The 20,637-nt window shown below is 43.9% G+C and carries 21 protein-coding genes; 10 read left to right on the forward strand and 11 right to left on the reverse strand.

Features of this window, described 5'->3' with window-relative positions; genetic code table 11:
* Nucleotides 1-36: 36 nt before the first annotated feature.
* The 3 genes from R7P74_RS16260 to R7P74_RS16270 all read right to left on the reverse strand — a co-directional run bounded on the left by R7P74_RS16260 (nt 37) and on the right by R7P74_RS16270 (nt 3,150).
* Nucleotides 37-891 (reverse strand): co-chaperone YbbN, encoded by an 855-nt coding sequence (locus tag R7P74_RS16260; RefSeq protein ID WP_033906924.1) that lies wholly within the window; start codon nt 889-891, stop codon nt 37-39.
* Between the two features lie 472 nt (nt 892-1,363).
* Nucleotides 1,364-2,191 (reverse strand): SDR family oxidoreductase, encoded by an 828-nt coding sequence (locus R7P74_RS16265; RefSeq protein ID WP_053350440.1) that lies wholly within the window; start codon nt 2,189-2,191, stop codon nt 1,364-1,366.
* Between the two features lie 44 nt (nt 2,192-2,235).
* Nucleotides 2,236-3,150, reverse strand: coding sequence for a TIGR01777 family oxidoreductase (locus tag R7P74_RS16270; RefSeq protein WP_053350441.1), 915 nt, complete (start codon nt 3,148-3,150; stop codon nt 2,236-2,238).
* Between the two features lie 255 nt (nt 3,151-3,405).
* Between R7P74_RS16270 and R7P74_RS16275 the strand changes: the two genes are divergently transcribed.
* From R7P74_RS16275 to yfcE, 6 genes are all read left to right on the forward strand, one after another.
* Nucleotides 3,406-4,140: a DUF1538 domain-containing protein gene (locus R7P74_RS16275; RefSeq protein WP_005382077.1), complete on the forward strand. Its 735-nt coding sequence runs from the start codon at nt 3,406-3,408 to the stop codon at nt 4,138-4,140.
* Nucleotides 4,137-4,928 (forward strand): DUF1538 domain-containing protein, encoded by a 792-nt coding sequence (locus R7P74_RS16280; RefSeq protein ID WP_005382078.1) that lies wholly within the window; start codon nt 4,137-4,139, stop codon nt 4,926-4,928. Before R7P74_RS16275 ends, R7P74_RS16280 begins: the two co-directional genes overlap by 4 nt.
* The gene (locus R7P74_RS16285; RefSeq protein WP_005382084.1) at nt 4,918-5,268 is read left to right on the forward strand and encodes a P-II family nitrogen regulator; all 351 of its coding nucleotides are present in this window, start codon (nt 4,918-4,920) and stop codon (nt 5,266-5,268) included. Before R7P74_RS16280 ends, R7P74_RS16285 begins: the two co-directional genes overlap by 11 nt.
* Nucleotides 5,265-5,672, forward strand: coding sequence for a CBS domain-containing protein (locus R7P74_RS16290; RefSeq protein WP_053350442.1), 408 nt, complete (start codon nt 5,265-5,267; stop codon nt 5,670-5,672). The genes R7P74_RS16285 and R7P74_RS16290 overlap by 4 nt, the downstream gene beginning before the upstream one ends.
* A gap of 148 nt (nt 5,673-5,820) precedes the next feature.
* Nucleotides 5,821-6,030, forward strand: a complete 210-nt coding sequence (locus R7P74_RS16295) for a hypothetical protein (protein WP_005382086.1) — start codon at nt 5,821-5,823, stop codon at nt 6,028-6,030.
* Between the two features lie 75 nt (nt 6,031-6,105).
* A complete protein-coding gene (gene yfcE, locus R7P74_RS16300) occupies nt 6,106-6,651 on the forward strand; it encodes a phosphodiesterase (protein WP_005389637.1) in 546 nt (181 codons plus the stop codon).
* Between the two features lie 39 nt (nt 6,652-6,690).
* Here yfcE and R7P74_RS16305 read toward each other — a convergent pair whose 3' ends face one another.
* The 4 genes from R7P74_RS16305 to R7P74_RS16320 are packed head-to-tail and all read right to left on the reverse strand — an operon-like array spanning nt 6,691 to nt 9,198.
* A complete protein-coding gene (locus R7P74_RS16305; protein ID WP_005382088.1) occupies nt 6,691-6,969 on the reverse strand; it encodes a SelT/SelW/SelH family protein in 279 nt (92 codons plus the stop codon).
* Nucleotides 6,970-6,990: 21 nt separating this feature from the next.
* Complete coding sequence (locus R7P74_RS16310) at nt 6,991-7,746, reverse strand: sulfite exporter TauE/SafE family protein (protein WP_047102891.1); 756 nt, start codon at nt 7,744-7,746, stop codon at nt 6,991-6,993.
* A gap of 46 nt (nt 7,747-7,792) precedes the next feature.
* The gene (toxS, locus tag R7P74_RS16315; protein WP_005382091.1) at nt 7,793-8,308 is read right to left on the reverse strand and encodes a transmembrane regulator ToxS; all 516 of its coding nucleotides are present in this window, start codon (nt 8,306-8,308) and stop codon (nt 7,793-7,795) included.
* A gap of 11 nt (nt 8,309-8,319) precedes the next feature.
* Nucleotides 8,320-9,198 (reverse strand): transcriptional regulator, encoded by an 879-nt coding sequence (locus tag R7P74_RS16320; protein WP_005382092.1) that lies wholly within the window; start codon nt 9,196-9,198, stop codon nt 8,320-8,322.
* A gap of 271 nt (nt 9,199-9,469) precedes the next feature.
* Between R7P74_RS16320 and htpG the strand changes: the two genes are divergently transcribed.
* The 3 genes from htpG to hemH all read left to right on the forward strand — a co-directional run bounded on the left by htpG (nt 9,470) and on the right by hemH (nt 13,469).
* On the forward strand, nt 9,470-11,374 hold the full coding sequence (gene htpG, locus R7P74_RS16325) for a molecular chaperone HtpG (RefSeq protein WP_053303298.1): 1,905 nt from the start codon (nt 9,470-9,472) through the stop codon (nt 11,372-11,374).
* A 320-nt stretch (nt 11,375-11,694) separates the two neighbouring features.
* Entirely contained in the window at nt 11,695-12,339 is a 645-nt protein-coding gene (gene adk / locus R7P74_RS16330; RefSeq protein WP_005382094.1) for an adenylate kinase, read from the forward strand.
* A 167-nt stretch (nt 12,340-12,506) separates the two neighbouring features.
* Nucleotides 12,507-13,469, forward strand: a complete 963-nt coding sequence (hemH, locus tag R7P74_RS16335) for a ferrochelatase (protein ID WP_017819956.1) — start codon at nt 12,507-12,509, stop codon at nt 13,467-13,469.
* Nucleotides 13,470-13,518: 49 nt separating this feature from the next.
* Here hemH and R7P74_RS16340 read toward each other — a convergent pair whose 3' ends face one another.
* Nucleotides 13,519-14,907: a peptide MFS transporter gene (locus R7P74_RS16340; RefSeq protein ID WP_005382097.1), complete on the reverse strand. Its 1,389-nt coding sequence runs from the start codon at nt 14,905-14,907 to the stop codon at nt 13,519-13,521.
* A gap of 333 nt (nt 14,908-15,240) precedes the next feature.
* Here R7P74_RS16340 and rfaH point away from each other — a divergent pair, with 333 nt between their 5' ends.
* The gene (gene rfaH, locus R7P74_RS16345) at nt 15,241-15,741 is read left to right on the forward strand and encodes a transcription/translation regulatory transformer protein RfaH (protein ID WP_005382098.1); all 501 of its coding nucleotides are present in this window, start codon (nt 15,241-15,243) and stop codon (nt 15,739-15,741) included.
* 115 nt (nt 15,742-15,856) lie between these two features.
* Here the strand turns inward: rfaH and asnB are convergent, their stop codons facing one another.
* The 3 genes from asnB to nagC form a co-directional block, all read right to left on the reverse strand.
* Nucleotides 15,857-17,521 carry an asparagine synthase B gene (gene asnB, locus R7P74_RS16350; RefSeq protein WP_005384979.1) on the reverse strand — a complete coding sequence of 555 codons (1,665 nt, stop codon included), beginning with the start codon at nt 17,519-17,521 and terminating at the stop codon, nt 15,857-15,859.
* Between the two features lie 230 nt (nt 17,522-17,751).
* Nucleotides 17,752-19,341, reverse strand: coding sequence for a cation:proton antiporter family protein (locus R7P74_RS16355; RefSeq protein WP_005384981.1), 1,590 nt, complete (start codon nt 19,339-19,341; stop codon nt 17,752-17,754).
* Between the two features lie 81 nt (nt 19,342-19,422).
* Nucleotides 19,423-20,637: a DNA-binding transcriptional regulator NagC gene (gene nagC / locus R7P74_RS16360; RefSeq protein ID WP_042523152.1), complete on the reverse strand. Its 1,215-nt coding sequence runs from the start codon at nt 20,635-20,637 to the stop codon at nt 19,423-19,425.

A 20,637-nucleotide genomic window follows, 5' to 3' on the forward strand; every position in this document is an offset into this window, starting at 1 on the left:
GGCCTTTGTTGTCTTATTCCTAGAAGAATGCGGCGCTTAGTACAAAATTGAGTAAAGCTGGCGACGATATTTGCTTGCTAATGCGTTACCTTGACCTAGTGCACTGAGAATATCCATAAAAGTCTTCTTCACTTCACCGTCTTGGGCGCCCAAGTCTTTTTTAAGAATATTCCACAGCAGTTCCAACGCTTCTTCATCCCGACCAACTTGGTTGTATTGTACCGCCAATTCACAAGCGAGTTCGAAGTTTGCCATGTCTGCTGCGTATGCTTGTTCTAGTCGCTGTAATTCAGGGCTATCTGCAGCCTGCAAATGCAGCTCGAGCTTGGCTATTAGGCTCTTGTAGTAGTTATCTTGATACTCGAGAGGGATAGCGTTCAGTAGTTCTTGGGCAATATCAAATTGTTTGGTTTCTAGCAAACAATCAGCCATCGCGAGTTTCACATCACCACGCTCTTGCAGCTCTGGCGGCAAAGTGTGGATGATGCTCAAAGCCTGAGCATGCTCACTTTGCTGAAGAAGTTCACTGACTTGTTTTAATAGTTGTTCATCTGGGCTTGGCAAATGCTTTTGTAGCATGGTGGCAATGGCATCAATTGGCTGGGGGCCTCCCAGACCATCGACGGCTTGACCATTTATAAACAGCGCGATAGTTGGCAATACTTGCACGCCAAATTGAGACGCTAAAGCGGGCTGAACTTCACAATTTAGTAGAGCAAGCGTAAATGCACCGTTGTACTGTTGAGCAAGAGATTGCAACTCAGGGAGTATCTGTGCGCTTTCTGGTTGAGCGTTGGCCCAAAAGTGGATCAAAACGGGCGTGTTCATTGAACCTTCAAGCGTTTCGCGAAAGTTCTGTTCTGTTATCTCAACGATAAATGGGGATTGCATCAGAGTATCCTTGCCTTGTGTCTTGTCGTTGATATTAGATATGGAGTTGATTTAGGTGAAATTCAAGCGACATTCACCATCAATAATGAATCATTCTATTTTGAGAAAACGTGAGGTAACAGAGTGAGGTTATTGCTGCTCAGGTGTTAGATAAAAAGAAAACGCTGCCGAAGCAGCGCAATTCTAATGCTATTTGTTAGTGCGGTATCAAAATAGGATGAACATGGTCAACACTACACCCACACTAAGCCAGTTAAGCTGATTTAATGTCATTGTTGCCTCGCAGTAGTATAAACATTGCTACAAAACGTAATGGGTGGCGATACCAAATCTAAGCAACTCAATCACTTTGGGCGAAAGAATCCCCGCTGAATTGCGTAGAAATTGATTCGTTTAGTTGAGGCTTTTTTAACCTACATGTTCATAATGACATCACATTGTTACGGTGAAATTACATTTCGACAAAACTTTTTTATGCAGCCTGTCGCAAAATTTTATCAAGTACACGGGTTGGTAATAGTCTTTTCAAGACTGCGAATAATTTAGTCGGTGTAGTAATTCGATAACGAATTTTCGGTGAAACGCTAGTTAATGCATGAAGAACTGGTGCGATGCAAGACTCTGCAGGCAAAACAAATCGATTATTAGACTTGTCGTTGTTGAGTCGCTCTCTTTGTCCTTCATAAGCATGACGATGGGGGCTAGATTCAATATCAACCCACTTCTCAAAGGCTCGTAATGCATTGTTTCTAAATTGAGTTTCGATCGGTCCTGGTTCTATCAATGCCACTTTGATATTCGTATCCGCAAGCTCTAGCCTGAGCGTATCTGTCCAGCCTTCTAAGGCAAATTTTGATGCATTATAGGCACCACGGTATTTCATTGCGGCAAAACCAAGAACAGAGCTGTTTTGTATGATGCGTCCTTCGCCTTGCTGGCGCATATGAGGAAGCACTTCTCTGACCAACTGGTGCCAACCAAAAAAGTTGGTCTGAAATTGATCTTGAAGAGCCTCGGTGGGTAAGTCTTCCAGTGCTCCGGGCTGACCATAGGCACCATTATTGAACACTGCGTAAAGCTTACCTTCTGCTAATTCTAGCGCTTGCATCACGCCCGAAGAAATGCTTTCTGGGTTATTTAGGTCTAGATTGATGCAGGTTAGCCCTTCATTAATTAGGCGCTGGACATCTTGTTCTTTCCTGCAAGATGCAATGACATTAAATCCCTTGTTTTGTAGGGCGTGAGCACACACGTAACCGATGCCGGTTGAACAACCCGTAATAAGAATCGACTTTTTCATAATTTAATTTAAGACTCAGAAGCATTGATTGGAGCCATCATTCATCAGCTCCGGTCATGAAGCAAGTGCTTGAGTGCTGGCTCTATTCTGGAGTAGCTAAATTTAAAGCCCAGTTCGGTGAGTTTTTTGGGTTTGGCTCTCATGCTATCAAACAATAAGCAGGAAGATTCTCCCATTAGGAGTTCCATCACCCATTTAGGCGTGAACAAGATATGCGGACGTTTTAGCGTTTTAGCTAGTGTGCCGCTGAATATACGATTAGTCACAGGATGGGGGGCGCACATATTGAATGCACCGTGGGCATGTGGTGTTTCAAGCAAGTACATGATGGCGCGGACCATATCTAGGATGTGAATCCAAGGCATGTACTGATTACCGTTCCCAAGTGGGCCGCCTACGCCAAGCTTGTAAGGTAATAGCATCTTTGCCAACGCACCACCATTAAGGCCGAGTACCACGCCAGTTCTCATTAGACAAACCCGAGTTTGCTCCGACTCTGCGCGCTTGGCTATTTGCTCCCACTTTGCACAAACCTCGTGAGGAAAGTCGTCGCTATTAACATGTAAGCACTCATCAAACGGATGGTCTTGTTGATCACCATAGTAGCCAACTGCCGAGCCACTAATAAAAACAGAGGGAGGTTCGGTACTAGCGTGGAACAGCTCAACAATTTGTTCGGTAATTTTCCAACGACTTTTGCAGATTTTTTCTTTTTGCTCGCTGGTCCACCTTTTATCCGCAATAGGCTCACCTGCAAGATTAATGACGGCATCAACGTGATTGAGATCGGCGAACGACTCGAGCGAGTCAAGGTATTCGATATTACCCAGATCAGCATGCTGTAGGCGTTGTTTTGCTCGCTCTGGAGAGCGTGTAAGTAGCATAACCTGGTGAGTTGATAGCAGCTTGAGCAACTCCGAGCCAATAAACCCAGTGCCACCTGTGAGTAATATCTTCATGTTATCTCTTTGAATGTACACGTATTAGAACATTATAGTCGCTTTGTGCTTAGCTTGATCATCTCAACACCATTATTTCTGGGATAGTGACAAGCTGGCAGAGATACTATTAACTTCACATATTAGAAAATATGTAACTAAATGTTATAGATGGCGCTAGTGCATTCACGGTAGAAGAGTGAAATCTATGCCAGACTAGAAGTTATCGCTCATTGGAACGAGCGTAATCAGTTTGCACAATCAAGGAGGATAGGCATGGAAGCATTTGTTGCGCTTTTTCGAGCGCTCCTCAATAGTGCTCGTGACTTATTACCCATCATCATTGTTATCACTTTTTTCCAATTAGTCGTTTTGCAAGAGCCGCTGCCCAACCTGGTCTCCATTCTTTTTGGCTTGTTGCTTGTCGTTTTAGGATTAACCTTTTTTATCTTTGGCCTAGAACTTGGTCTTTTTCCTATCGGAGAGAGTATGGCTCAAGCCTTTGCAAAAAAAGGCAGTGTGTTTTGGTTATTAGTCTTTGCGTTTTGTTTGGGGTTTGGCACCACGATAGCTGAACCTGCATTGACCGCGGTAGCGGAAGAAGCCTCAGAAGTTGCGGCAGAGGGCGGAATGATCGCTAACTCAGAGCAGTCCATGCAGGATTACGGAGAAGGACTTCGAGTAACAGTAGCTCTCTCTGTGGGTATAGCCATCGTTATCGGCGTTTTGCGTATCTTAAAAGGGTGGCCGATTCATTACATGATCATTGGTGGCTATGTAGGCGTTGTAATACTGACGTGGTTTGCACCTGAAGCCATTATTGGCGTCGCTTACGATTCCGGAGGTGTAACCACGTCCACCATAACAGTACCTTTGGTCACTGCACTGGGCGTCGGTTTAGCGTCTTCTATTAAAGGGCGCAACCCTATGGTGGATGGCTTTGGTTTAATCGCTTTTGCCTCGCTGTTACCGATGATGTTTGTGATGGTTTACGGAATGGTCGTAACATGATTTCAATTGATCATTTCCTAGACACTTTATTATCGACCGTTAGAGACGTCGTTCCCATCGCCAGCATTATTTTTGGTTTTCAGTTAGCCGTGTTAAGGCGTCCTGTTAGCAACCTTAAGAAAGTTTTGCTTGGGTTCGTTTATGTGATTTTCGGGCTAGCTCTTTTTTTACTTGGATTAGAAATGGCGTTGTTTCCACTTGGGGAGACGATGGCTGTGCAATTAACGGCGCCGGAGTTTTTACAAGAGTTCAAAGTATCGGTAGGGAAAGCCTTAATGTGGGTCGACTATTATTGGGTTTACACCTTCGCCTTTTTTATAGGCTTTAGTACCACGATTGCAGAGCCTTCTTTAATCGCTGTAGCGATAAAAGCAAACCAAGTCTCTGGAGGCAGTATCAGTATTAACGGCTTGCGCGTAGCCGTTGCGTTTGGGGTGGCAATTGGTATTGCATTAGGGAGTTACCGGATTGTCGTGGGCGATCCCATTCATTATTACATCATCGCGGGTTACATCGTCGTTGTGATTCAAACGTTTTACGCTCCTAAGCTTATTGTTCCACTCGCCTACGATTCTGGAGGCGTAACAACTTCTACCGTCACTGTCCCACTTGTAACTGCATTAGGGTTAGGGCTTGCTTCGACCGTCCCTGGAAGAAACCCAATGATTGATGGCTTTGGCTTGATCGCGTTTGCCAGTCTATTTCCTATGATCTCTGTGATGGGCTATGCGCAAATAACCCAGTGGCTGAATAAAAACGTCTCGGAGGAAGAAGAAAATGCGCTTTAAATTGATACTTGCGTTTGTTGAAGACAGCAAAACAGACAAGGTGCTGGACGCTGCACGCGATGCTGGTGCGACCGGTGCAACAGTGATTAACAATGCTCGCGGGCAAGGTTTAAATCAAAAGCGAACGTTTTTTGGTTTAACGCTAGAAGTGCAAAAAGATGTGCTGCTGTTTGTGGTCGAGGAACATCTCTCTCGACACATATTAGAAACCATTAATGAGGTTGGTGAATTCGACAGAGAGTCGGGGCAGGGCATTGCTATTCAGATCGATATTGAAGATGCAGTCGGTGTCGCGCATCAAGTAGAAACGTTGACCAAAGTGGTTGAGGATGAATTATGAGTGATCAAACGATAATTAGAGTTCGAGATGTTATGGCGGCAACGTATGTGATGGTTGATGGACTGATGACCGTATACGAAGGCATAACGCTAGCGAGAAAATACCAAGTCAAAGCGCTGGTGGTGAAAAAGCGAGATGATAATGATGAATATGGCATCGTGTTGATGAATGATATCGCCAAAAAGGTGCTGGCGAATAATCGTTCTCCTCAGCGCACAAATATTTATGAAATCATGACCAAGCCCGCTTTGTGTGTCGAACCAGATATGAACGTAAAATATTGTGCCCGTTTGTTTGAGCGATTTGGCATAAGCAGAGCGCCGGTCATTGAAAGTGGCGAGGTCATTGGGATGGTGAGTTATAACAATATTGTCATCAATGGTATGGTGCGAGAAGAAGTGTAATAGGTTGATATAAATGAAAAATCAACGATTTTTTCTCAAGTCAGCGACTGTTACAAAGAACTAAAATATTTAATATATGTTAGGTTGCATATGTGTTGATTCACCATTATTCTTTGCGCCCTAAGCCTAATGTCGAGGAATCTGTATCATGCCTTTAGTCTCTTGCCCCGTGTGTGAGAAACAAATCTCAAAACGCGCTCATGCATGTCCAGGATGCGGAGAGCCCGATCCGCTGCACCATCTAGCCAAATCAAAATTTATGTCGATGGTGTTTTGGATACTGGTGTTGGTTGGAACAGCGTATGCAGCATGGTTCTATGTTTTGCCTATGGTCATTGAATCATTGCGCTACCAGTAGTATTCAAACCGTCGTAGGTTGAGCTGCTAAAAAAATGCCGTAGAATGACCTCATACTTTTTGAGGAGATGATGTCGTGAAACTATTTTTTGCCTCAGACCTGCATGGCTCTTTGCCAGCAACTAAAGAAACCATTGATCTATTTTTGGCTTCTGGTGCGCACCACCTGATTTTGCTAGGAGATACGCTAAACCATGGGCCGCGAAACCCTATTCCGGAAGGCTACAACCCTCCACAGGTAGCAGACTTATTGAACCAATACAGTGATCAAATTATTTCTGTACGTGGCAACTGTGATAGTGAAGTGGACCAAATGCTATTGAAGTTTCCAATGATGATGGATTACTCATGGGTGCTACTTGAATCTGGCAAGAGAATCTTTTTGACTCATGGTCACTTGTACAACTCTGAAAAACGGCCGCCACTGCGCGAAGGTGATATCATCGCCCACGGGCATACACATGTTCCCGTCGCAGAGATGCAAGATGGAGCCATTATATTCAACCCAGGCTCGATGACATTCCCACGTAATGGCTTACCGAGAAGCTTTGGTACTCTAGAAGACAATAAGCTAACGGTAAAAACGCCAGAAGGCGAAGTATTAGCACAAACCATGATTTAACGGTTTTACTAAGTAAAAAAATAGGGAGCGAATTGCTCCCTATTTTGTGTCTGAATGTCCTAAATCGCGTTCTGGGTCGATAATGTCTCTAACGCGCTGTTTTAGCACCTTGGCTTCAGGAAAGCCGCTGTCTTTTTTCCGTTCCCAAATTTGCTGGCCATTACAGAAAATTTCGAAGCGACCACCTGTGTCTGGGTGTAAGCTGATTGTTTCTATTTCTTCACTAAAAGTATGCAGTAATTCTTGCGATAGCCAAGTTGAACGCAACATCCAGTTGCACTGGCGGCAGTAATAAATATCAATGATTGCTTTATCCATGAAACTTTCCTTTTAATCTTTTTAAACCAGCAACTTGATGCCCACCGCAAACGTGAGAATTTCGAATGCAACTTTAATCACTCTGTTACTGTATCGAGTCGCGGCCCATGCGCCTAAACTGCCGCCTAGAAAAGAGCTTAACAATAAAACAGGTAACCAAGCCCAGTGAATAGGCGCCCCTGCCTGTACGACGGCAATGCCTCCAATGCCATTCCAAAACAGGCCGACACAAATCATGGTGTAAGCAACGGCTTGTTTGTAGTCGTAACCAAACCAGCGCACCAAAAATAGTGTCACGAGCAAACCAGAACCTGCGGTAAGAGATCCGTTAATGATGCCGATAAACAGCAAGCCAATTCCACCAATAACCCAACCAATAGGATGACGGTTGCGTATTACTTCAGCTTGGCCTAGCGATGTCTTAAATCGCGAGTAGATACCCAGCGCTAGGATCATCGTGCCGAGCATCTTTTCCGCGATACCATCAGGGATCTGTACAATTAAGTTAGCCCCTAAAATCACGCCAATACTGCCGGACAAGATAAGGTAGAGCGCGATTTTCCATTTAATAGTGCCTGATCTTAAATGCGTGCTTGCTGCGCCTAAGCCTAAAGCGACCGAAGCCACTTTATGTGTGCCTAGCGCAACGGAGAACGGTAAGCCGAGAAAGATGAGTAAAGGGAATTGAAGCAAGCCTGCTCCGCCACCGGAAAGTGAAGCCAGCGTGTTGGCGATTAGTGAACCGAAAAAGAGAGTAGTGGTATCTAGCCAATCCATAAGCAAAACAAAGGGGGCGTCTTGCCCCCTTATCATCCAATCAAAATTAGTTTTTAAACAGTACCGAAGAACCGTGGTTCAAGCTAGTGAGCAATAGTGTTTTTTCGTTCACGACGTCAATACGACGACTTTGCTCCGCATCTAGCTTAAAAATTTGAGTAATTAAACGTAGCTGTGCTTCGGAAAAGTCTTTTGATTGAGAAGATGAAATATCTTTAAACTCCGAAGGCGAGACCAACAAATAGTTGTCACTTACTTCCCAGCGGCCTTTTTCCGAGATATTTATCGTTGATTCTGCGGTTGAACCTTGAGCGAATAGTTTTATATTTGCTACGCGAATATAGTCACCATTAGGGAGATATTTCACGTTTGATTCAACATTAACTCGGCGTAGTGGGCCGACAGTATCGTCAGGCAAGCTGTCTGTAATGACTGTCACCATGGTCGACTGCCATTCGTTTGCTGTGAGGAGCTGCTCCACTTTTAGGTCACTTCCCCAATACAACCAACTACTGAAAAGAACGGATACGGCCAAAACCGCAGATGCTAATTTAATCTTCATATTGGCCTCCTTTATTTGCAGATGTCTGTTGGATCGTTTTGACCTGCGAAAATACGCAGTGTTACGTTCTCGTAAGAGTGGTTACTGTCATGAATGTAGTTCAGAATCAGCTGGTTATTTTGTCCACCAGTGGCAATCACTTCCACTGGCAACGAGTCTTCTGCATGGTGCTTCACGTAGCGCTCAATGCATTGCTCTATTGAAGGCAACCAGTTGTTGATTTGAGGGTGATTTACAGGTGTCATCACCGGTACACTTTGATACTCACCAATCTGACGGAATTGGGATTCCGCAGGGTTCGTGAATAACAATACGCAAACAGGAAGCAGCAGAGACAAAAAGATAATGACACGCGGTAGCCAGTTAATCGTGTTAGATGCTGGCTTCGGCTGAGTTTTAGTCGGCTCTACTTGAGGCTCAAGATCAGCAGTAGTATCGGTCACTATCTCTGTTGGTGGTGTATCGCTCGCTTCTAACTCCACTGCTGGCGCTTCTTGTTCAGAAGCGGTTTCTTCAACGTCAGTGTTAGAGTCAGTAGAAAATGGGCTCAAGCGTTCCACTGAACAAATGAGTTGGTAGCCACGTTTAGGTACCGTTTTAACAAACTCTGGAGATTTTGTTGAATCCTTCAACATCTTACGCAGAGTAGAAATCGCTTGAGTCAGGCTTGAGTCATCCACCTCAAAACCTTGCTCACGCCAAACAAACTCGTGAAGCTCGTTACGGGTTAAAACTTCGTTTGGTCTCTCTGCCAACATCAGAAGTATACGGCTTTCGTTGCTTCCTAATCGTACAACGTCGTTGCCGTTTTGTTGGTCAGCGAGCGAATTACTATTTGGATCAAAGGTGAACCTTTGAGCAAGTAGAAATTTGGTGCCAATGTTAGTCATTTAGTTCTTCTTAGATGGATGATGTTGTAATTATGGTGATTTATGTCACAAAATTACCGGGGCGCTTGGAGTGCGCACGACATTTTAGATGCTTTTAGACGGGTAGGATAATTAAAATTTTCTAAAAAAACACCGTTTTTAGCAATATTGACCTTGAATTTACATTTGTCAGCCACATGTTAAATGACATCTCGGTAAGGTGATTTCAAGGGGAAAGTCACAAACTTGTCCCTATGAAAAAGCCAATTAGTTTAGATGTTATGGAGCACACATGAGCGAAACCGTATCTCAAAATAAAGAAACTCGTGGTTTTCAATCAGAAGTAAAACAACTACTGCATTTAATGATCCATTCTCTTTATTCAAATAAAGAGATCTTTTTACGCGAGCTGATCTCTAACGCATCAGATGCATCAGACAAACTGCGCTTTCAGGCGTTATCTAACCCAGATCTATACGAAGGTAATGCAGACCTTTGCGTGAAACTGTCGTTTGATGAAAGCGCAAATACCTTAACCATTTCTGATAACGGTATCGGTATGAGCCGTGATGATGTGATTGAGCACTTAGGAACAATCGCAAAATCTGGAACAGCCGAGTTTTTCTCAAAGCTATCTGAAGAGCAGAGCAAAGACTCTCAGCTTATTGGTCAGTTTGGTGTTGGTTTCTACTCGGCATTTATCGTTGCTGACGCCGTTACCGTGCGCACTCGCGCTGCGGGTCTAGCCGCTGATGAAGCGGTACAATGGCACTCAGCGGGTGAAGGTGAGTACACCATCGAAAACATTACCAAAGAGTCACGTGGTACCGACATCATTCTTCATATGCGTGAAGAGGGTAAAGAGTTTTTGAATGAGTGGCGTCTACGTGACGTTATCAGTAAGTACTCTGATCACATCGGCATTCCTGTTTCAATCCAAACTGTCGTTCGTGATGACGAAGGCAAGGAAACAGATGAGAAGAAGTGGGAGCAAATCAACAAAGCCCAAGCACTGTGGACGCGTAACAAATCTGACATTTCAGAAGAAGAGTATCAAGAGTTCTACAAGCACGTATCACATGACTTTGCCGATCCCTTGGTCTGGAGTCATAACCGTGTAGAAGGTAAAAACGACTACACGAGCTTACTATACATCCCATCGAAAGCACCTTGGGATATGATGAACCGCGACCACAAATCAGGCTTGAAACTGTACGTACAGCGCGTATTCATTATGGACGATGCAGAGCAATTTATGCCGTCATACTTACGCTTCGTACGTGGTTTAATAGACTCAAACGATTTACCGCTAAACGTATCGCGTGAGATCTTACAAGACAATAAAGTGACTCAGTCTCTACGTAATGCTTGTACTAAGCGCGTGCTAACGATGCTCGAGCGTATGGCCAAGAATGACGAAGAGAAATACCAATCATTCTGGAAAGAGTTTGGTCTTGTGATGAAAGAGGGCCCTGCGGAGGACTTTGCAAACAAAGAGAAAGTTGCAGGTTTATTGCGCTTTGCCTCAACTGAAGTGGACTCTTCTGAGCAAACTGTGGGCTTGGCGTCTTACGTTGAGCGCATGAAAGAAGGTCAAGATAAGATCTACTACTTGACGGCAGACAGCTATGCAGCTGCGAAAAACAGCCCTCACTTAGAACAGTTCAAAGCGAAAGGCATTGAAGTTATCTTGATGTACGACCGCATTGATGAGTGGCTGATGAACTACTTAACTGAGTTTGATGGTAAACAGTTCCAGTCAATCACTAAAGCTGGGCTTGATCTAAGTCAGTTTGAAGATGAAGCAGAAAAAGAGAAGCAAAAAGAAACCGAAGAAGAGTTCAAGTCGGTTGTAGAGCGCACGAAGTCTTACCTAGGCGATCGTGTGAAAGAAGTTCGTACGACCTTCAAACTCGCATCTACGCCTGCTGTTGTGGTAACGGACGATTACGAAATGGGCACTCAAATGGCGAAGCTTCTTGCGGCAGCTGGTCAAGCTGTGCCGGAAGTGAAATACATCTTTGAGCTAAACCCTGAGCACAAATTGGTTAAGCGTATGGCTGACGAAGCCGATGAAGAAGCGTTTGGTCGCTGGGTTGAAGTTCTGCTTGGTCAGGCAATGCTAGCGGAGCGAGGCTCTATTGAGGATCCAACAGAGTTCTTAGGAGCCGTTAATCAACTTTTGACTAAGGTGTAATAACCTCTGCAAATCAAAAAGCTCGCATTTCGCGAGCTTTTTGTTTGTTGTCGCAAAATTTTGCATCTCAAGTGCTGAGTTAATAATCAATAGGGCGTGAAAGAGGGTACTGTTAACATTCTTTAGTCTTAATACACTCTTTGCTCAGAGAACCTGTGATAGAATCTGCGACTTGAATGTGAGTAATAAGGCGTGTATTTTTGCTCGCCTATATACGTTATACCGAAACTTATCGTTGCAGGTGCTTCTCAGGTTTGATGTCTAAGAGGTCAGCTATTGTGAGCTTCGGTATAAATCTTAAATATTAAAGAGGATAAATCATGCGCATCATTCTTCTAGGTGCTCCAGGTGCAGGTAAAGGCACACAAGCAAACTTCATCATGGAAAAATACGGTATTCCACAAATCTCTACTGGTGATATGCTTCGTGCTGCTATCAAAGCAGGTACAGAGCTTGGTAAACAAGCTAAAGCTGTTATTGACGCTGGTCAGCTAGTTTCTGATGAAATCATCCTTGGTCTTATCAAAGAGCGCATCGCTCAAGAAGACTGTGCAAACGGTTTCCTACTAGATGGTTTCCCACGTACTATCCCTCAAGCTGACGGCCTAAAAGAAATGGGCGTAGACGTAGACTACGTTATCGAATTTGACGTTGCAGACGATGTAATTGTTGAGCGTATGGCTGGTCGTCGTGCTCACCTTCCTTCTGGTCGTACTTACCACGTGGTTTACAACCCGCCTAAAGTGGAAGGTAAAGATGATGTAACTGGTGAAGATCTTGTTGTTCGTGATGACGACAAAGAAGAAACAGTACGTGCTCGTCTAGGTGTTTACCACGAGCAAACTGCGCCGCTAATCAACTACTACGGCAAAGAAGCTGAAGCAGGCAAGACTAAGTACCTTAAGTTTGATGGTACTAAGCAAGTAGCTGAAGTTAGTGCGGATATCGAGAAAGCACTATCTTAATTTGCTGAAGTCAAAAATTTAATATTTTGATATATTGAAAGCGGCCCAAGTGGTCGCTTTTTTTAGTTTACTCGTAAACATATATCTAATTAACTTCAGCTCGGCTATTCGTTACTTCGAGGTTACTTAAATATATGAACCAAGCCGTTTACCATGAATAGGATGTTATGAAAGAGAATAATAAACAGGGTGTACTCCTAGTTAACCTGGGAACTCCTGACGCACCAACCGCTCCTGCCGTAAAGCGCTTTTTAAGTCAGTTTCTTCATGATCACCGAGTGGTAGACATGACTCGATGGCTTTGGTGTCCACTATTGCACGGCGTTATCCTTCCTATCCGAGCTCCTAAAGTTGCCAAACTCTATCAATCAGTATGGATGGAAGAGGGCTCGCCGTTGATGGTGTACTCTAAACGCCAAACTGAAAAGTTAGCACAAAAGCTTGATATACCTGTAGAGCTTGGTATGACGTATGGTAACCCAAGTTTACAATCAGGCTTTGAAGCCCTATTGGCGCAAGGCGTTGATGAAGTCATTGTTTTACCTTTGTATCCGCAATACTCGGGCACAACAACGGCAGCGGTTTCTGACGGAATCACTAAAGCATTTAAAAACCTGCCTGTGATGCCGGGCTTTAGCTTTATTCGTGATTATTACAATCACCCGAAATATATTGAAGCGTTAGCGCATTCAGTTCGTGAACATTGGCAAAAGAATGGCCAGGGAGATTACCTGCTGTGTTCTTATCATGGTATTCCAAAACGCTATGCTGACAATGGTGATGTTTACCCACAGCATTGTGAAGAGACGACTCGCTTGCTTGGGGAAGCGTTAGGTTTAAGCGAACAACAAATTGGCATGACGTATCAGTCCCGATTTGGGAGAGAAGAGTGGCTTCAACCTTATACCGATAAGACCCTAGAAGCACTTCCTGCAAAGGGTGTGAAAAATATTAATGTTGTGACCCCTGCATTTTCGTCAGATTGTTTAGAGACGTTGGAAGAGATCTCGGAAGAGTGTAAAGAGATTTTCCTTGAAGCTGGTGGCGAAAACTTTACCTACATCCCTTGTTTGAACGATAGTGAACTTCATATCGAGATGATGGTTGAGTTAGTTCAATCTAAACTTTAGATACAAAAAAGGGTCGCAATAGCGACCCTTTCTACGTTTAGTTGAGCGATCAAGCAACTTGTACTTGCTGCTCTTCTACTTGCTCTGCCGTGCTGTGCGTATTTTCAGCGCCATGCATCCAGCGAACGAGTGTATTAGAGAATAGGAGCAAAATTACGCCACTTACGGTTGCGCTGACCGCAATACCACTAAAGATAGCCATAGCGCCTAACTCGCCTACGTGAGAGCCCACATAGCCCGCAACATAGTTAGCAATCGCATTACAGCCAAACCATGCACCCATCATAAGTGAAGCTAAGCGAAGCGGTGCTAATTTAGTTACCAATGAAAGACCAATTGGTGATAAACACAGCTCGCCTAATGTGTGGAAGAAGAAAGCGCCGACCAACCATAACATCGATGTTTTTACTGTTGTATCTCCACCTTGTTCTAGCACTGCGCCAACCATACAAAGGAAACCAATCGCCAAGAAAAATAGTGCCATCGCAAATTTCACTGGCGAAGTAGGTTCACGTTTACCCAATTTTACCCAAAGGACAGCCAGAACTGGCGCTAGAGTAATAATGAAAAATGGGTTTAGTGATTGGAACCACGCAGCAGGAACTTCGAAACCACCAATCATGCGATCAGTATATTGTTGAGTGTAGATGTTCATCAGACCACCAGCTTGTTCAAAGCCTGCCCAGAAGACAATAGTGAATAAGCTCATGACCAGAATTACTTTTAGTCGATTCACTTCTTCTTTGGTGAGTGGCTGCTTCGTGGTGGCGTTTTTGTTGTTTAGATCTCGTTTCGCCGCTGGTTCACGACCAATATCACCAAGCCATGATTGAGCCAGTACCATTTGCATCACTAGGCTAACCAGCATACCCACACCAGCGGCAACAAAGCCTGCTTTCCAACCGTAAGAGGTTGTCACAGAGCCAGAAACGACGCCGGCAAGTAATGCACCTAAGTTGATACCCATATAAAAGATAGTGAATGCGCCGTCACGACGGTTGTCACCTTCTTGATAAAGGTCGCCAACCATGGTTGAGATATTTGGCTTAAAGAGACCGTTACCAGTGATAAGTAGGCCAAGACCTAAATAGAAACTGTGTAGCGAACCAATACCTAAAGCATCAGCAGGAAGTGCAAGAGTAAACTGGCCGATGGCCATTAACGCGCCACCAAGCAAAATTGAGCGACGTTGACCTAAATAGTTATCTGCTAGGTAACCACCGATAAGAGGCGTGATATACACAAGCCCTGTGTATATGCCGTATAGGTCTAATGCGTCTTTGGTTGACCAGCCAAGGCCGCCATTCATTGTTGTATCGGTGAGGTAAAGCACGAGAATGGCACGCATTGCGTAGTAAGAAAAGCGTTCCCACAGTTCAGTACCGAACAATAAGAACAGGCCACGTGGATGACCAAAATATTGATGTTGGTTTGACATAAGCTCTTCTAATAATAGTTATTACATTTTTTAACGACTTCTACGTATACAATGCAATTCAACGAGTGACAAATAATAAAATTTTGCCATTCAACTATTTTTGTTTGTTAAGTGGCTGTTTTTGATTGGATTTGCAGATTATATGATGGTGTATTGGTTGTGTTACAAACTTAATTTCCATTTTTGCCTATGGACTTCTTTATCGTAAGTTGCTGAAAAATGTCGTTAATGCGAGCGATGTATAATCATACTTTTATAGATAAACTGAATATCAATGACTCAACTTTGGCTTAATGCTAGGATAAAAACAAAATAGAATTGGCTAGTAAAAAGATGAAACGTTGGTATCTACTTTATTGTAAACGTGGGGAGCAGGTTAGGGCGAAACAACACCTTGAAAATCAAGGTGTAGAGTGCTTTTATCCAACTGTAGAAGTTGAGAAGATTTTGCGCGGTAAAAGACAAAAAGTCGAGGAACCGCTGTTTCCTTGTTACGTATTCGCTTACTTTGATTATGAGCAAGGGCCAAACTTCACCTCAGTCCGCTCTACTCGAGGTGTTGTTGACTTTGTGCGTTTTGGTGCTCAACCGAAAGAAGTTCAAGGTGACTTGGTCTTCGAATTGATGCAGCTAGAAAAGTGTTGTAATGACAATACCGTTTCTGAATGTATGCCAAAACCAGGCGATCAAATTAGAGTTAAAAGCGGTCAATTTGCGGGCATAGATGCCATCTTCCAAGAACAAGATGGTGAGAAACGCTCAATTATGCTAGTTCAGATGATCACCAAGCGTGTGCCTGTCAGCATAGACAATAGTGATTTAGATTTAAAATAGCCTAATTCCATCAAACATAAAAAGAGGTGCAAAAGCACCTCTTTTTGATCGTATCTAATTTTTTGTCTGTTTTAAAAGGGTTGGACGAACCAACCCTTATCTTTATCGTAGAGAATTAGTATGAGTCGTTGTGAACGGTCTGTACTGCACGACCTGATGGGTCAACACAGTTTTGGAACGATTCATCCCATTCAATCGCCTTCGCTGAAGAACACGCTACTGAAGGGCCTCCTGGTACACACTCTGCTGCTGATGGAAGTGGGAATAACTCTTCAAAGATTTCACGGTACACGTAGCCTTCTTTTGTCGTTGGCGTGTTGTATGGGAATCGATATTGAGCTGTTTCCATCTGCTGGTCTGTCACTTTCTGTTCTGCTACTTCTTTCAGCGTATCGATCCAGCTGTAGCCAACGCCATCAGAGAACTGCTCTTTTTGACGCCATGCGATCGATTCTGGCAGGTAGTGCTCGAAGCACTCACGAAGGATGTGTTTCTCCATTTTACCGTTGCCACACATCTTGTCTGCTGGGTTCAAGCGCATTGCTACATCAATGAACTCTTTATCTAGGAAAGGTACGCGTCCTTCAACTCCCCATGCTGCCAGCGACTTGTTAGCACGAGCACAGTCGAACATGTTCAGAGCAAGCAGTTTACGCACAGTCTCCTCGTGGAACTCTTTCGCGTTTGGCGCTTTGTGGAAGTAAAGGTAGCCACCAAAGATTTCGTCAGCGCCCTCACCAGACAATACCATCTTGATACCCATCGCTTTGATCTTACGACCCATTAAGAACATAGGTGTTGATGCGCGGATAGTCGTCACGTCATACGTTTCAATGTGGTAAATCACGTCACGAATCGCGTCCAAACCTTCTTGAATCGTGTACGTCATTTCGTGGTGAACGGTACCAATTTGGTCGGCAACTTCGCGAGCGGCTTTCAGGTCAGGCGCGCCTTCTAGGCCAACAGCAAAAGAGTGCAGTTGAGGCCACCAAGCTTCAGACTTTTCATCATCTTCAATACGCATCGCTGCAAAGCGTTTTGCTACCGCAGATGTAATAGAAGAATCTAGACCGCCCGAAAGAAGTACACCGTAAGGCACGTCAGTCATTAGTTGGCGTTTAACAGCCGCTTCTAGCGCTTCAGTCAATTCTTCTTTGCTAGTGCTGTTACCTTGTACTGCTGCGTACTCGTTCCAGTCACGAACATAGTAACGTGTTGGCTCAGTATCTTTAGAGCTGTAATAGCTACCAGGAGGGAATTCACTTACTGTTTTACATACTGGAACAAGAGCCTTCATCTCTGATGCCACATAGTAGTTACCATGCTCATCGTGACCTTGATAAAGAGGGATAATACCAATATGGTCACGGCCGACTAAATACTCATCTTTTTCTTCGTCGTAGAGCACAAAAGCGAAAATACCGTTTAGTTCTTCAAGGAGATCTGCACCCATATCTTGGTAAAGTGCAAGAATGACTTCACAGTCTGAATCGGTTTGAAATTCGTACTTTCCTTCGTAACGAGCACGAATTTCTTTATGGTTGTAGATTTCACCATTGACGGCAAGGATGAGCTTCTTATCAGGGCTGTATAGCGGCTGTGCACCACTATTTAGACCAACAATCGCCAAGCGCTCGTGCGCTAAAATAGCACGCTCTGAAGAGTAAATCCCAGACCAGTCTGGGCCACGGTGACGAAGTTTTTTCGACATCTCTAATGCGATAGGGCGCAATGCGGCTGCATCGCTTTTAATGTCTAAAATGCCAAATACTGAACACATACTACATCCTTACTAAACTAAACAATTTCTAATCGGTATGGTTTAAATTTGCCATTACTAATAAAAAAAGCAACGTTTTGTGATTAAAAAAATGATAAAAGGCCTTGTTGTATGGAAAATATTTAATTTAATCGTTGTTTTGGTGAATGAGATCAAGGTTTGGTATAAAAACTATACAAAAAAGGCTTTCTATCAATAGAAAGCCTTTCAAAAAATATCAGTGCTGTTGCTTATTTAATTGGTGTGAATTTAGGCTGAAGTTGTTTACAGACGTGTCGAGCAAAACCGCTACCAGCTTCACTATATATATTGAATGCTGCGTCAACGCCATTTTCAAGTAAGCCTTCCAATTGATCTGGGTATTCGGCGATAGCGGCAATTTGCCCCTTATATTTTCTGCGTTTAAGCTGCTCAAGTGCTGTTTGGTTACCTTGATGATGTGGCATTGCAAGCAGAACCAGTTTTACATGACCTGTATCTAAAATTCGCTCCCAGAAATCCGGGTCGGTGGCATCACCAGAAATCACATTTCTTCCTTCTGAACGATGATGATGTGCAGCGTCTTCACGAATTTCTATACCCAATGAAATTTTGCCATAGCGTGAGCGTAGCTCATCATAAGCGCCCGTTCCAATACGCCCCATACCTAAGATCAATACTTGGGCATGACCTGGGTTGATGAGTTGGTCGCGTTGATTGAGCTTTTCTACCGCTGTCTCTTGCAGCCACTTACCTGAATGTTGATAAATTTTATGGCTAAGGCGGTTAAGTGGCGCGGAAATTACAAAGGATACCGACACCGCAACCGCAATCGCAGCAAGCATATCACTTGGCATCCAGCCCATTTTATAGGCCAATCCAGCAACAATAAGACCAAACTCACTGTAGTTAAATAGTGATAAAGAGGCGAGCAAAGAGGTACGTACTCGAAACTTAAAATGATTAATAGTGACGAAGTACAAGAGTCCTTTGATTGGTAGCAGTAAGATAAATAGCAGGGCGAGAACGACGCCATTCACGCTCAATGAGGCGGATAAACCAATGTTTAAAAAGAAGCAGACTAAAAAGAGCTCCTTCATATTGAATAATGACTTGGATAGTTCTGAGGCTTTTGGGTGACCTGCGAGTAGCATGCCTAAAATTAGCGCGCCCAAGTCTGGTTTCATCCCGACCAACTCGAATAGCCCAGCACCGACAACAAGCGCGAAGAAAATACCGAATAGCACCAGCATTTCGCCGTGGCCAACTTTATCGAGCAGCTTATAGAATAGGGGACGAAGGAAAGGCAGTGCGAACAAACCGATGGCATACCATTCTGGGACTTTTCCGGTTGAAGCAGTCAGGAATACTACGGCAAAAATATCTTGCATAACCAAAATACCGATCGCGAGTGTGCCGTAGGTCGCGTTCATTTCGCCTTTTTCTTGCAATGCTTTTACGGCAAAAACGGTACTAGAGAACGATAGTGCAAAAGCTAAAAGCAGGATTTGGCTGCCGTCCATACTGGCTAGCGAAGTCAAGCCCAGTAGTTTTAAGCCGGATAACGCTAGGGCAAAAAAAGCGGTAGAGAGTATGTTGTGGGCGGTTGCCCCTCCCCATATTTCTTTGGACAGCAGGGTTTTTACATCGAGTTTGAGTCCAATAGTAAACAGAAGAAGAGTAACACCAAGATCTGCGAGAGTGACGATAACGTCATTGCTTTGGTAACCAAATGCATGCAAGCCAAATCCAGCTAGTAGAAAACCAACGAGGGGAGGGAGGCTGCATTTAAGCGCAATAAAACCAGCTAAAAAAGCGGCTGTAATTAGAATAATTTCCATACTGTTAAGCTGTATTCCTGATATACAAAAACGGGCTGTGAAAACACAGCCCGAGATTGTAACTCAATTGGTTGTATAAACTTAGTCTTCCAGTAACTTTTGTAACAAAACTCCGTTCAGCATAGCGCGTTTAATCATCGCAAATGCGCCCATCGTTGGCTGCTTATCAATGTGAGAAGCCACGATAGGGAGGTCGTTATGGAAAGTTTTAAGAGATTGATTCTCTACGTTGCGTTGAATTGCAGGGAAAAGAATATCTTGTGCTGCAGTAATATCGCCAGCAATTACAATTTTCTGTGGATTAAATAAGTTAACCGTAATCGCAATCGCTTTACCTAGCTGGTTGCCCACTCGCACTAAACTCTGTTTCGCAAGTTCATCACCATTCATTGCGTGCTGACATACCGCTTCAATTGTGATGTTTTCAAGGTCGGTTAAGCTTGATTCGTATCCTTGAGTAATCAGTTGCTTCACTCGTTGAATAATCGCTGGGTTTGCAGCTACGGTTTCTAAACAGCCAAAGTTTCCACATTGGCATTGCTCGCCAAGCGGGTCAATTTGGATATGACCAATTTCACCGACGTTGCGGTTAAAACCAAGAAAAACCTGGCCGTTAACGATAATACCTGCGCCAGTACCGCGGTGGACGCTAACCAAAATAGAATCCTGGCAGTCTTGGCTTGCTCCAAAGTAGTGCTCAGCCAACGCCATGCCACGTACGTCGTTGCCAACAAAGCATGCTGTATTAAACTTCTCTCCAACAATTTCACCGAGAGCAAGATTATCGATATCGGTATTAGGCATGTATTCGACCACGCCAGTTGTTGGGTTAACAAGGCCCGGTAAAGTGATGCCGATAGCGATGAGTTGATCAATTTTGTCTTCGCAACGGCTTACGAAATCTTTTAATAAATCGATGAGTCCTGCGATTAAGTCTGCTTGGTTAGTGTAGTACAGTTCATGCTGATCTTCTGCCAGCGCGGTACCACCTAAATCGTATAAACTGAACTGTACGTAATCTCGACCTAAGCGAACGGCAATCGAATGAAAAGGTTTGACTTCAGTAGTCAAAGAGATCGCACGACGACCACCAGTTGAAGCTTGTTGGGCGACCTCCTTAATAAGGCCGCGCTCTAAAAGTTGGCGGGTTATTTTGGTAACACTAGCAGGCGCGAGTTGACTCACGTCCGCGACTTGAATACGGGAGATAGGACCTTGCTGATCAATCAGCCTATATACCGCAGCGCTGTTAAGCTGTTTTACTAAATCTACATTACCAATCTGTCCGCCATTCAT

The sequence above is a fragment of the Vibrio sp. 2033 genome, assembly GCF_033339735.1.

Bases quoted from the DNA above. Each gene is read 5' to 3' on its own strand.
- R7P74_RS16280 (WP_005382078.1), top strand. From the start codon at position 4,137: ATGATTTCAATTGATCATTTCCTAGACACTTTATTATCGACCGTTAGA.
- R7P74_RS16270 (WP_053350441.1), bottom strand. From the start codon at position 3,150: ATGAAGATATTACTCACAGGTGGCACTGGGTTTATTGGCTCGGAGTTG.
- R7P74_RS16295 (WP_005382086.1), top strand. From the start codon at position 5,821: ATGCCTTTAGTCTCTTGCCCCGTGTGTGAGAAACAAATCTCAAAACGC.
- rfaH (WP_005382098.1), top strand. From the start codon at position 15,241: ATGAAACGTTGGTATCTACTTTATTGTAAACGTGGGGAGCAGGTTAGG.
- nagC (WP_042523152.1), bottom strand. From the start codon at position 20,637: ATGAATGGCGGACAGATTGGTAATGTAGATTTAGTAAAACAGCTTAAC.
- R7P74_RS16310 (WP_047102891.1), bottom strand. From the start codon at position 7,746: ATGGATTGGCTAGATACCACTACTCTCTTTTTCGGTTCACTAATCGCC.
- R7P74_RS16275 (WP_005382077.1), top strand. From the start codon at position 3,406: ATGGAAGCATTTGTTGCGCTTTTTCGAGCGCTCCTCAATAGTGCTCGT.
- R7P74_RS16265 (WP_053350440.1), bottom strand. From the start codon at position 2,191: ATGAAAAAGTCGATTCTTATTACGGGTTGTTCAACCGGCATCGGTTAC.
- htpG (WP_053303298.1), top strand. From the start codon at position 9,470: ATGAGCGAAACCGTATCTCAAAATAAAGAAACTCGTGGTTTTCAATCA.
- R7P74_RS16340 (WP_005382097.1), bottom strand. From the start codon at position 14,907: ATGTCAAACCAACATCAATATTTTGGTCATCCACGTGGCCTGTTCTTA.
- toxS (WP_005382091.1), bottom strand. From the start codon at position 8,308: ATGAAGATTAAATTAGCATCTGCGGTTTTGGCCGTATCCGTTCTTTTC.
- adk (WP_005382094.1), top strand. From the start codon at position 11,695: ATGCGCATCATTCTTCTAGGTGCTCCAGGTGCAGGTAAAGGCACACAA.
- hemH (WP_017819956.1), top strand. From the start codon at position 12,507: ATGAAAGAGAATAATAAACAGGGTGTACTCCTAGTTAACCTGGGAACT.
- R7P74_RS16305 (WP_005382088.1), bottom strand. From the start codon at position 6,969: ATGGATAAAGCAATCATTGATATTTATTACTGCCGCCAGTGCAACTGG.
- R7P74_RS16355 (WP_005384981.1), bottom strand. From the start codon at position 19,341: ATGGAAATTATTCTAATTACAGCCGCTTTTTTAGCTGGTTTTATTGCG.
- R7P74_RS16290 (WP_053350442.1), top strand. From the start codon at position 5,265: ATGAGTGATCAAACGATAATTAGAGTTCGAGATGTTATGGCGGCAACG.
- asnB (WP_005384979.1), bottom strand. From the start codon at position 17,521: ATGTGTTCAGTATTTGGCATTTTAGACATTAAAAGCGATGCAGCCGCA.
- R7P74_RS16320 (WP_005382092.1), bottom strand. From the start codon at position 9,198: ATGACTAACATTGGCACCAAATTTCTACTTGCTCAAAGGTTCACCTTT.
- R7P74_RS16285 (WP_005382084.1), top strand. From the start codon at position 4,918: ATGCGCTTTAAATTGATACTTGCGTTTGTTGAAGACAGCAAAACAGAC.
- R7P74_RS16260 (WP_033906924.1), bottom strand. From the start codon at position 891: ATGCAATCCCCATTTATCGTTGAGATAACAGAACAGAACTTTCGCGAA.